This window comes from Streptomyces sp. NPDC005408 (assembly GCF_040606445.1).
GTDB lineage: Bacteria > Actinomycetota > Actinomycetes > Streptomycetales > Streptomycetaceae > Streptomyces.
Window position 1 is genome coordinate 135,635 of the sequence record NZ_JBEXEX010000019.1, and the last position, 9,843, is coordinate 145,477.

The window sequence follows — 9,843 nt, forward strand, 5'->3', positions numbered from 1 at the left end:
GTTGAAAGGGCTTGCTTCAGCGACTGAATCATTTGTTGTGGAGTGTGTTCCAGTTGCAGGCGGTGCGGGCGGCTCGCGGCCACCGGCTGCTCCAGCCACCGTCGAGTTGACGGCGCCGATCATCCGGCGTAGTCCGGGATGAGGGGTGGATCAGGAGTTCCGTGAGGGTTTCGAGAGGAGTCCGATCATGCTCGGCGATCTGCTCGGCGAGGAAATGGGAGAGACCACCGGAATGCGGGTCCTGCCCACCGAAGACGGCCACGCCGCAATGGAAGTCTCCTTCCAGGCAGTGGGCACGCTTCTGAGCGCGGCGGTCAAGGACATGGGGACGTACGAGTCGTACGTGCGACCCGACGGCACGCTCGTCGGCGACGGCCAAGGGATCATCATGACCCAGGAGGGAGAGACGGTCACCTGGCACGGCCAGGGCGTCGGGCACTTCACCGACAGCGGCGGAGTGAACTGGCGAGGCTCTATCTTCTACGACACCGCCGCCGCCAAGTTCGCAGAGCTCGCAGGGACGGCGGGCGTGTTCGAGTTCGACACCGACGAGAACGGAAAGGTCGCGGCCAAGGTCTACGAGTGGAAGTAGCGCCGCGGCGCCTGCCCGTTGTGCTCCCGGGTGGTTGGGGCCTGCCCTACGCAGGGCGCGAGGCCGTGGGGCCGGTTCGGCCGACCCGGCGGTGGTCGCCGGGAGCGGGCGCTCGCGCAGGAGCAGACCCGCGGTCAGTGCCACCGCGGCGGCGGTGAGGCCGTGGACGCCGTACGCCGTGCCGGCCGATCCGTCATTGCTCAGCACGATCACCATGTCTCCGGCGGGAACGAACCTCCTCGTCGTCGAGGTGCTCGACCAGCACCACGTGTCGGGGTGTCGTCAATGCTCCGCGTCAGGACCGGGCGAGGACGCAGAACTCGTGGCCCTCCGGGTCGGCCAGGCACGTCCACGGGACGTCGCCCTGGCCGAGGTCGAGATCGGTGGCGCCGAGGGCCCGCGTGTCATGCCGGCGATCCTATGCACCCGCTCTGCAACGACATCCGCAGATACCGTCGCCAAACAGTCACACCTGTTCGTGGGCCTGAGCAGCAGCTGCGGGACTGAACACAAGAACCTTCCAGGGAAGTGCGACGTGGAGGTGAAGCCCTCGCGGGAGAGAGCAGCCGGCGGGTGAGGGAGTACGCCCTGCGGCCCACCGACACGGTGCATCTCGTCGATTGGCGGCGGGGGCCCGCCTGGAGTGCCACCGAGTCCGACCCGTACGTACGGGATCTGGCCGTGCGCGGGGTGCCGCGGTGCGAAACTCTCGGGATGACCTCAGAGACGATCACCGCGGCGGCCGCGGGCACCTGGAAACTCGGCGACCTGACGGTCAACAGAATGGGCTTCGGCGCGATGCGCCTCACGCATCACGCCGACGGCACCCCGAGCGACCGCGACCGGGCGATTGCGGTGCTGCGCCGGGCGCGCGAGCTCGGCGTGAATCACATCGACACGGCGTCGTTCTACTTCTCGGCGCTGCGCTCGGCCAACGAGCTGATCAACCGGGCGCTTTACCCGTACGCGGACGACCTGGTCATCACCACCAAGGTCGGCCCGGGCAAGGACCCGTCGGGCAACTGGCTGGGCATGGCCCGCCCGGATCAGCTGCGCGGCCAGGTGGAGGAGAACCTCCGACAGCTGGGCCGGGACCACCTGGACGTCGTCAACCTCCGGGTGTTCCACCCCGAGCAGTTGCTCTCTGAGCACTTCGGTGTCCTGGCCGACCTCCGCGCGGAGGGGCTGATCCGGCATCTGGGCGTCTCCAGCGTGAGCCCCGGACAGCTGGCGGAGGCTCAGGCCGTCGCGCCGGTGGTCTGCGTCCAGAACCGCTACGGCATCGGCGCGGAACAGCACCGCCACGAATTCCTGGACGTGTGCGGTGAACAGGGCATCGCGTACGTGCCGTTCTTCGCCATCGCCGGCGAGGGACGGGAGGCCGGCGCGTCCGCGACAGACACCGACGCGGTGCAGACGGTGGCCCGCGCCCATGGCGTCTCGGCCGCACAGGTCCGCCTGGCCTGGACCCTGCAGCGCGGGCCCCACGTGCTGGCCATCCCCGGCACGGGCAACCCGGACCACTTGACGGAGAACGTGGCAGTGGGGGCGCTGCGGCTTTCGGCGGAGGAGACGGCGCTGCTCAACGCCTAGGCGATCATCGTGCGCTGCACGGACCTCTAGACTCGGCGAATGGCGAAGTACTTCGACGTGCACCCCGAGAACCCTCAGCGGCGCACCATCAGCAGTGTGGCTGACAGCATCCGATCCGGCGCGCTCGTCGCCTACCCGACGGACTCCTGCTACGCGTTGGGATGCCAGCTGGGCAGTCGTGACGGCATCAGCCGGATCCGCTCGATCCGGAACCTCGACGATCGTCACCACTTCACCCTTGTGTGCCAGAACTTTGCGCAGTTGGGTCAGTTCGTGCAGGTCGACAACGACGTGTTCCGCGCGATCAAGGCAGCGACGCCGGGCAGTTACACCTTCATCCTGCCCGCGACGAAGGAGGTGCCGCGCCAGTTGCTGCACCCGAAGAAGAAGACGGTCGGGGTCCGGATTCCTGACCATGCCGTGGCCCAGGCTCTGCTCGCCGAGCTTGGGGAGCCGCTGCTCTCAAGCACCCTGCTTCTGCCCGACGAGGAGGAGCCGATGACGCAGGGCTGGGAGATCAAGGAACGGCTCGACCACGTGGTGGACGCCGTGATCGACTCGGGTGACTGCGGCACCGAGCCGACCACGGTCATCGACTTCTCCGGCGGCGAACTCGAGATCGTACGCCGGGGGGCAGGCGACACCGCGCGGTTCGAGTAGCCGCCTCGTTGGCCGGCGCGCTGTTCGGCACGGCGGCGCAGACGGCCAAAGCCCAGCGCCGGCCTGACAAGACCGTGACCGCGAGGTGCAATGGTCCTGGGAGGCGCCATGAATGCGGTCGCGGAAGTCGAACAGGCTCGGGACGCCTTCGGTCGCCAGGCGTGGCGGGATGCCTACACCCGGTTCTCGTACGCAGATCATGAGGAGCTGCTCGGGCCCGACGACCTTGTGCTATTGGCTGTCGCCGCCTTTCTGGTCGGTTGCGACGCCGAGTGCGCTGCGGCGACGGAGCGGGCGCATCACGAGTACTTGCGTCTGGGTGAGGCGCCTCAAGCTGTGCGGTGCGCGTTCTGGCTGGCGGTGCCGCTTCTCCTGAAGGGCGAGATGGCCCGTGGCGGAGGCTGGCTCGCCAGAGCGCAGCGGCTGATCGACGACGGGCAGCTCGACTGCGTGGAACAGGGCTACCTGCTGTTTCCCTCTGGGCTGCGCCTTGTCGAGGAGGGCGATTTCACGGCGGCGTACGAGACTTTCACCGAGGCCGTCAAGATTGGTGAGCGTTTCGGGGACCCGGACCTCGTGGCCATCGCCCGGCACGGCCAGGGCCGGGCGCTCATCAGCACCGGCGAGACAGCGGCGGGTCTGGCCCTCCTCGACGAGACGATGGTCGCGGTCACGGGCGGCGAGTTGTCGCCGATCATGACCGGGCTGATCTACTGCAGCGTCATCGAGGCATGCCAGGAGATCTTCGACCTGCGGCGCGCGCAGGAGTGGACGGCGGCGCTGTCCCACTGGTGCGCCTCCCAGCCGGATCTCGTGCCCTACCGCGGCCAGTGCCTGGTCCATCGCTCGCAGGTCCTGCAGGTACGAGGGGCATGGCCGGATGCGATGGACGAAGCAGAGCGGGCGTGCAGACGGCTCTCCGACCCGCCGGGCCAGCCTGCCCTCGGCATGGCCCTTTACCAGCAGGCCGAGCTGCACCGGGTGCGCGGTGCGTTCGCCAAGGCGGAGGACTCGTACCGCAGGGCCAGCCTGTCCGGTCACCCGGCGCAGCCCGGACTGGCACAACTACGGCTGGCCCAGGGCCGGGTCGACGCGGCCGTCGCAGCGATCCGCGGCGCGGCGGACGAGATGCCGGACCGGCTGGGCCGGGCGAAGGTGCTGGCCGCGTATGTGGAGATCATGCTGGCGGCCGCCGACGTGGTCGCATCCCGGACCGCGTCGGACGAGCTGTCTCAGATCGCCGCCGACATCGGCGCCCCGCTGCTGCGTGCCATCGCCGCCCACACGCGCGGAGCCGTGCTCCTCGCCGAGGGCGATGCCGCAGCGGCACTCGACGCCCTGCGTGAGGCATGCCGGGTATGGGGGGACCTCGAGGCGCCGTACGACTTGGCTTGTTCCCGCGCCCTGGTAGGACTTGCACGGCAGCAACTCGGCGACGCCGACACGGCTCAGCTGGATCTGGACGCGGCGCGCCACGTGTTCCGGCAGCTGGGCGCGGCACCCGACCTGGCCCGGCTCGACGCGCCGGCCGGCGGCCGCCCCGACGGTGGCGCCGGGCTCAGTCCCCGTGAGGTCGAAGTCCTGCGGCTCGTCGCAGCCGGCAAGACCAACCACGCGATTGCCGCCGAACTCGTCATCAGCGAGAAGACGGTGGCCCGACATGTGAGCAACATCTTCGTCAAGCTCGGGCTCTCCTCCAGGTCCGGGGCCACGGCGTACGCGTACGAGCACGACCTGGTCTGACGGCGACGATCGGCTGCGCAGAAATACCCATCGCCTTTGGGCACCGCTTTTGGACGGTTATCCCGATGCCGGGATGCCTCTCGGGTTCCTAGTGTCGATGGCAAAGAACGCGAGAGGGCGATACCGCGAGAGGGCGATGACGATGTATGACACACAGGCAGAAACCATCGAGACGGTCGTCATCGGTGCCGGCCAGGCAGGTCTCGCGGCCGGCTACCACCTCGCCGGGCGCGACCGGCCGTTCGTCATCCTGGACGCCAACGCCAGGGTCGGCGACAACTGGCGATGCCACTGGGACTCCCTGCGCCTGTTCAGCCCGGCACGCGTCGCCTCGCTCCCCGGGATGCGCTTCCCGGCGCCGCCGATGTCGTTTCCCGGCAAGGACGCGATGGCCGACTTCCTGGAGTCGTACGCCGCGACCTTCGCCCTGCCTGTACGCAGCGGCCACCGGGTCACCCGGGTGGGCCGCGACGACGGCAAGTACGTCGTGACGACGGACAAGTCCTCCTTTGTGTGCGACAACGTGGTGGTCGCCTCCGGCACGTTCGGCCGGACGCCGTACGTCCCCGACTTCGCCGACAAGCTCGACCCCGGCATCGTGCAGATGCACTCGAGTGCGTACAAGAACCCGGATCAACTCCAGCCCGGCGGCGTGCTGGTGGTGGGAGCGTCACACTCGGGCGGGGACATCGCCTTCGAGGCGGGCTCGGCCGGACACCCGACCGTGCTCAGCGGCCCCATCCACGGCGAGGTGCCGTTCAACATCGAAGGCAGGCCGGCGCACGCGATCTTCCCAGTCCTGTGGTTCCTGGCCCAGCATCTGCTGACCCTACGGACCCCCATCGGCCGCAAGATGCGCCCCGAGGTCAGAGCCCACGGTGGGCCGCTGATCCGGATCAAGCGGGCCGACCTCTCCCGGGTCGGCACCGAGATGGTTCCGCTGCGCACTGTCGGCGTCAGCGACGGTCGTCCGGTCCTCGACGGCGGCCGTGTGCTGGACGTCGCGAACGTCATCTGGTGCACCGGGTTCCGGCAGGACTTCTCCTGGATCGACATCCCGGTCACGGATGACGACGGCTGGCCGGTCGAGGAACGTGGTGTGGTGCCGTCATCGCCGGGGCTGTACTTCGTCGGCCTGGCCTTCCAGTACGCCTTCGCGTCCATGCTCATCGGAGGTGTCGACAGGGATGCGGAGCATGTCGTCAAGCACCTCACGGGCAACGCCGTAGGCCACCGGCCCAGGGCGAAGGCCCTCGCCTAGCGTCCCGCGGGCGGAAGTCGTGAACGCGACGAGAGCCCAGCGGCGACATGTGCACGGCCACCTGGCGCGCGCACAGCTGCAGCGGGCCGACGGACGGTACGACGAGGCGGAACGCGAACTGCGGACGGCCCTCCGACTGGCCCGCAGCACGGCCGGCCCGGCCTCGCCCGAGGTGGCCGAGGCGGCGTCCGCCCTGGGCATCCTGCTCGAGTCGCTGGGCAGACCTCCCGAAGCCGAAGGAGTCCTTCGCCTCGCGGTGGACATCTACGAGCGCCTCTACGGCCCCGACGATTCTTGCCTCGCCCGGCCACTGAATGCCCTGGGCGCGGTCCGCCAACGACGCGGCGACCTGAGTGAGGCCGAACGGCTCTACCTGCGGGTGATCGGCATCATCACGAGCACGCCGACGTGACGGGCGCCCGCCACGCCGACCGTGAGCGGCGCAGGTCCGCGTCAGGCGAGCAGCGGACAGGCCGTGGAGCCGGTCAGGCGCCACCGGTACGGGCCGCAGTGACCGCCACCGTTGCGTAGCGCATCGTGAAGCTGCCTCCCACCGCGTCGATGGCGGTGCCGATGCCCGCCAGCACTTCTGACGGAAGCTACGGCCATGATCGCCTCCTACCTCACCACCGAGCGCGAACTGAGCAGCATCGCGGCGGGTGCCGACGTCGATGCCCTCGCTCCCGCGCTGATCGGGACCGGGCACATGCTCTTCGCCGAGCGGAAAGGCGACCCGCCGGAGGTGGGAGCCGTCCGCAAGGTCGTGACCGGGGTCATCGCCGGTGTCGTGCGACAACCGCTGCGATAAAGGATCAGGGCGCTATTGCATAATTATGCGATGAATGTCATAGTTTTGCTATGCGTAGCGCCCTACCCGAGGAACATGACCTGATGACTACTGGAGCCCACCCCGATGCTCCTGCCCCCCGAGCGAACATCGCCCTGGCTCGCGACTGCGACGAGTGCCGCGGCTGGGGGAGCGTGGTGAAAGACGGCCGCTACGAGCTCTGCCCCGTCTGCCAGACCCTGACCGCCTGACCCGGCCGCGTGTTCCGGCCCGCCGTGTGGCGCGCGGGGCGCCCCATACTCCCTCGCTGTTGACCTTGGTCCCGTGAACGGCCTGGTCACAGGCGGTTTCCCGGCTGCTCGCCCGACGGGAAACAGGAAACCCGTCGACCCCCGGTGCGCACCGGCGACAGGCTGAAGTCGTCAGAACGAAGCAAAACCTGCAAGGGGGAAGACCATGCGCAAGATCTTCCGCGGTGCTGCCGCGCTCGCGACCACGGCCGCGGCAGTCATGGCATTGAGCGGCACGGCCGAGGCCAAGCCTGCCGACTGGGCCGGATGCCCGGACGGGGCAGTCTGTATCTACCCGCAGAACCAGAACCCGGCCGTCAGCCCGAGCCAGATCTTCTGGAGCTACGGACCGCACAACCTGAGCAACCAGTTCGGGAACCACTGGGTCCTCAACAACCAGACCGGCGGTGCGACCGCGAGCCTGTGCACCGGCTACAACGGCGCGGGCTGCGGCGAGCGCATCGCCCAGGACCACGGCGTGTACGCCGACCTCTCGCCGATCAACTCGATCACCCTCTACCGGCCGTAACCTCCTCTCTGCATGACAGCTTCCGGAGCCGTGGTTCGGCGGCTCCGGAAGTTCCTGTTTTCCCTGCTCGGCCACTGCGCGGAAGTCGCCCAGCGCGGTCAATCAGCCCGCCGGGCGGCCGAGGCACACGGCTACGAGACCAGCGAGGGTCGACCGCGAGAGCAGGTGGACCGCCCGTCTCGCTGGGGAGACGCCGACCGCGTGCCGGGGGAGCCGCAGGCGGAGGGCCCGGGGCAGCGTGGCGAACACCAACGGCGGTTCGATCGTCAATGCCTCGCCATCGACCCCGATGGCCACGGGCCCGGCGGAGCGCACCTCGAACCGCTCCGCCGTCCACTGGCGCCAGCCGGGGAACCGCCGCACCTGCCCGGCCGCCTGCAGGGTCGTGAACCGTAGGGCTTCGGCCGCGTCGCTGATCGTGAGCGTGACCACGCCGAGCGTCCCGGAGTCCATGTGCTCCCGGGTGCCGCGGCCTTCGAGGCGGTCCATCTGGTAGGGGCCGTTCGAGACGAGGATCAGCTGCGCCGTGAAGTGCGGGGCGCCGTCCGGCTCCGCGAAGCGCAGGTCCGGGGGGACCGCGTCCGGACCCAGGAGGTCGGGGAGTGTCTCCGCGGCGGTTTTGAGCTTGGCATCCCGGTACTCGGGCGACTGCACGAGATGCGCGTACAGGCCGAGCGAGGCGTTGTTGACGAACACACGGCCGTTGACGGTCGCCAGGTCGATCCGCCGCTCCACCCCGTCGGCGAACGCGTCGAGAGCGCCGACCACATTGTTACGGTCCAGTCCGAGGTCGAGCGCGAGATGATTGCGCGTGCCCGTGGGGACCACGACGTGCGGGATGCCGTGCCGCGCGGCGACCTCAGCCACGATCGCCTGCGAGCCGTCCCCGCCGGCCATGCCGATCGCGTCGGCACCGCGGGCGACCGCATCCTCGGCGAGTTCTCGAAGGTCCTCACCCGGCTTCAACAGGACGCCCTCGATGCCGCGGCGGCTGCATTCGTCCGCCAGGCCGAACCGCTCGACCTTGCCGCCGCCGGACTTCGGGTTCATCAGCAGGATCGGGCGGGCCGGCTTCGCGGCAGGCCGGCGAGCCGCCGCGACGGGCCTTCCGTGTCGGCGCAGGGCGACGCGCGCCGCTGCCGCGGAGAGCGCCGCCAGCGCGATGGCCAACGCGACACGCGCCACGCTCAGGTCCGCAATGAATGCAACAGCCACCAGCAGTGCCAGCGCCAGGACGGTGCCCAGGCCCGCCACCGCGCGTCGCAGTCCTCTGCGCGAGACCGCGTGCCAGCCGGCCGTCACCCCGACCAGCAACGCTACGACGGCGGTCACCAGGGCAGCCCAGTTCAGGACCGCTCCGACGAGGAGGACGGTCAGCGCTACCGGCAGCGCAGCAAGGGCGAAGAACGCGGCGAGGCGCTCGGTGGGGCGCGGCCGGGCGGGCCGGTCGTGATCGGCCACTGGGGGAGGCACCTCCTGGGTCAGTGGCGCGGCGGGCGCTCCGCGGTTGCTGTCAGGTTGTCCGAGGTCAGGCTGTCGACCCTGGCTCCAGCATTCGCCCATTCGGCGATGTCCGCTCCCCGAAGCACGCGGCGAAGGTGGCCGGACTGACGCTCGGTCACGCGCGGAGCTGATCCGGCGCCGCCCCCACCATCCGGTGTCCACTGGATGCTGAGAGACTGCCTCGCTATGGGGTCTTGGGGGACGTTGGGACCGGCGATGTTGTCCCTGGTGGGCGTTGCGCTCGGTGCGGGCGGGTCGTTGTTCGGCCAGTACTTGGTATCGCGTACGAACGCTCGGCAGCTCGACGCGCAGGAGTGGGCCGCGCACCGTGCAGAGCTCAAGGAAGTGATCCTGAAGTTCCTCGGCGTCGCGGCCCAGATCAGTAAGACCAGCGCTGCCGACTCGCGCATCGGCGCGACGGACGGCGTGTCAGACCGGATCGTCGACGATCTGTGGCTGGCACAAGCCGAGATCGACCTGGCAGCCAGGACCGAGCCGTTGCGGGGAGCCACCTATCGTTATGCACTTCGCCTGGCGGCAACGGTCCGTGGCGAAGCCGTCGATGTGGAAGCCCTGCGCGAAGCCCAGGTTCACTTCATGGATGCTGCGTATGACGATCTGTGGCCCAGTCAGCGCCGATCGGCCGGGAGGACGAACGCTCCGTGACGGATCATTGTCGGTGAGCCTGAACCCAGCCAGGACAGCAGGCAACCGCGCGCACCGTGGGGCGTCAACTTCCACTGCCACCCGGCCAAGTCGGCCGCAGGTGCACTGAGGGCGGACGCCGTGATTCTGCGCTGCATGGTGGGTCTGGTGTGCGCTGCTGTGGCTGTGGGTGTCAGGATGAAGCCATGAGTAACGTGTTTTTCGACATCACCATCAATG

11 protein-coding genes and 2 pseudogenes are annotated in these 9,843 nt (G+C 69.2%); 10 read left to right on the top strand and 3 right to left on the bottom strand.

Annotated features, from left to right (window positions below):
* Window positions 1-187: 187 nt before the first annotated feature.
* Window positions 188-592 (top strand): hypothetical protein, encoded by a 405-nt coding sequence (locus ABZS64_RS19955; protein ID WP_355830979.1) that lies wholly within the window; start codon window positions 188-190, stop codon window positions 590-592.
* A gap of 295 nt (window positions 593-887) precedes the next feature.
* On the opposite strand, the pseudogene ABZS64_RS19960 reads toward ABZS64_RS19955, so the two are convergent.
* Window positions 888-992, bottom strand: a pseudogene (locus ABZS64_RS19960) (VOC family protein); the annotation flags it as partial.
* Between the two features lie 314 nt (window positions 993-1,306).
* Between ABZS64_RS19960 and ABZS64_RS19965 the strand changes: the two are divergent.
* The 5 genes from ABZS64_RS19965 to ABZS64_RS19985 all read left to right on the top strand — a co-directional run bounded on the left by ABZS64_RS19965 (window position 1,307) and on the right by ABZS64_RS19985 (window position 6,261).
* Window positions 1,307-2,185 (top strand): oxidoreductase, encoded by an 879-nt coding sequence (locus ABZS64_RS19965; RefSeq protein ID WP_355831026.1) that lies wholly within the window; start codon window positions 1,307-1,309, stop codon window positions 2,183-2,185.
* 39 nt (window positions 2,186-2,224) lie between these two features.
* Window positions 2,225-2,845, top strand: a complete 621-nt coding sequence (locus ABZS64_RS19970; RefSeq protein ID WP_355830981.1) for an L-threonylcarbamoyladenylate synthase — start codon at window positions 2,225-2,227, stop codon at window positions 2,843-2,845.
* Window positions 2,846-2,953: 108 nt separating this feature from the next.
* The gene (locus ABZS64_RS19975; protein ID WP_355830984.1) at window positions 2,954-4,588 is read left to right on the top strand and encodes a LuxR C-terminal-related transcriptional regulator; all 1,635 of its coding nucleotides are present in this window, start codon (window positions 2,954-2,956) and stop codon (window positions 4,586-4,588) included.
* A 142-nt stretch (window positions 4,589-4,730) separates the two neighbouring features.
* Complete coding sequence (locus ABZS64_RS19980; RefSeq protein WP_355830987.1) at window positions 4,731-5,849, top strand: NAD(P)-binding domain-containing protein; 1,119 nt, start codon at window positions 4,731-4,733, stop codon at window positions 5,847-5,849.
* Window positions 5,850-5,868: 19 nt separating this feature from the next.
* The gene (locus ABZS64_RS19985) at window positions 5,869-6,261 is read left to right on the top strand and encodes a tetratricopeptide repeat protein (protein WP_355830990.1); all 393 of its coding nucleotides are present in this window, start codon (window positions 5,869-5,871) and stop codon (window positions 6,259-6,261) included.
* Window positions 6,262-6,334: 73 nt separating this feature from the next.
* On the opposite strand, the pseudogene ABZS64_RS19990 reads toward ABZS64_RS19985, so the two are convergent.
* Window positions 6,335-6,439 (bottom strand): annotated as a pseudogene (locus ABZS64_RS19990) (SAM-dependent methyltransferase); the annotation flags it as partial.
* Window positions 6,440-6,456: 17 nt separating this feature from the next.
* Between ABZS64_RS19990 and ABZS64_RS19995 the strand changes: the two are divergent.
* The 3 genes from ABZS64_RS19995 to ABZS64_RS20005 all read left to right on the top strand — a co-directional run bounded on the left by ABZS64_RS19995 (window position 6,457) and on the right by ABZS64_RS20005 (window position 7,455).
* On the top strand, window positions 6,457-6,657 hold the full coding sequence (locus tag ABZS64_RS19995; RefSeq protein WP_355830993.1) for a hypothetical protein: 201 nt from the start codon (window positions 6,457-6,459) through the stop codon (window positions 6,655-6,657).
* An 83-nt stretch (window positions 6,658-6,740) separates the two neighbouring features.
* Window positions 6,741-6,887 (top strand): hypothetical protein, encoded by a 147-nt coding sequence (locus ABZS64_RS20000; protein ID WP_355830996.1) that lies wholly within the window; start codon window positions 6,741-6,743, stop codon window positions 6,885-6,887.
* Window positions 6,888-7,092: 205 nt separating this feature from the next.
* Window positions 7,093-7,455, top strand: coding sequence for a hypothetical protein (locus ABZS64_RS20005; protein WP_355830999.1), 363 nt, complete (start codon window positions 7,093-7,095; stop codon window positions 7,453-7,455).
* Between the two features lie 102 nt (window positions 7,456-7,557).
* Here the strand turns inward: ABZS64_RS20005 and ABZS64_RS20010 are convergent, their stop codons facing one another.
* Complete coding sequence (locus ABZS64_RS20010; protein ID WP_355831001.1) at window positions 7,558-8,916, bottom strand: diacylglycerol kinase family protein; 1,359 nt, start codon at window positions 8,914-8,916, stop codon at window positions 7,558-7,560.
* A 258-nt stretch (window positions 8,917-9,174) separates the two neighbouring features.
* Here ABZS64_RS20010 and ABZS64_RS20015 point away from each other — a divergent pair, with 258 nt between their 5' ends.
* The gene (locus ABZS64_RS20015) at window positions 9,175-9,624 is read left to right on the top strand and encodes a hypothetical protein (RefSeq protein WP_355831004.1); all 450 of its coding nucleotides are present in this window, start codon (window positions 9,175-9,177) and stop codon (window positions 9,622-9,624) included.
* Window positions 9,625-9,843: the final 219 nt, after the last annotated feature.

Excerpts from the sequence above, each read along its gene's own strand:
- ABZS64_RS19980 (WP_355830987.1), top strand. The coding sequence starts at position 4,731 with ATGTATGACACACAGGCAGAAACCATCGAGACGGTCGTCATCGGTGCC.
- ABZS64_RS19995 (WP_355830993.1), top strand. The coding sequence starts at position 6,457 with ATGATCGCCTCCTACCTCACCACCGAGCGCGAACTGAGCAGCATCGCG.
- ABZS64_RS20005 (WP_355830999.1), top strand. The coding sequence starts at position 7,093 with ATGCGCAAGATCTTCCGCGGTGCTGCCGCGCTCGCGACCACGGCCGCG.
- ABZS64_RS20015 (WP_355831004.1), top strand. The coding sequence starts at position 9,175 with ATGTTGTCCCTGGTGGGCGTTGCGCTCGGTGCGGGCGGGTCGTTGTTC.
- ABZS64_RS19955 (WP_355830979.1), top strand. The coding sequence starts at position 188 with ATGCTCGGCGATCTGCTCGGCGAGGAAATGGGAGAGACCACCGGAATG.
- ABZS64_RS20000 (WP_355830996.1), top strand. The coding sequence starts at position 6,741 with ATGACTACTGGAGCCCACCCCGATGCTCCTGCCCCCCGAGCGAACATC.
- ABZS64_RS19965 (WP_355831026.1), top strand. The coding sequence starts at position 1,307 with ATGACCTCAGAGACGATCACCGCGGCGGCCGCGGGCACCTGGAAACTC.
- ABZS64_RS19970 (WP_355830981.1), top strand. The coding sequence starts at position 2,225 with ATGGCGAAGTACTTCGACGTGCACCCCGAGAACCCTCAGCGGCGCACC.
- ABZS64_RS19975 (WP_355830984.1), top strand. The coding sequence starts at position 2,954 with ATGAATGCGGTCGCGGAAGTCGAACAGGCTCGGGACGCCTTCGGTCGC.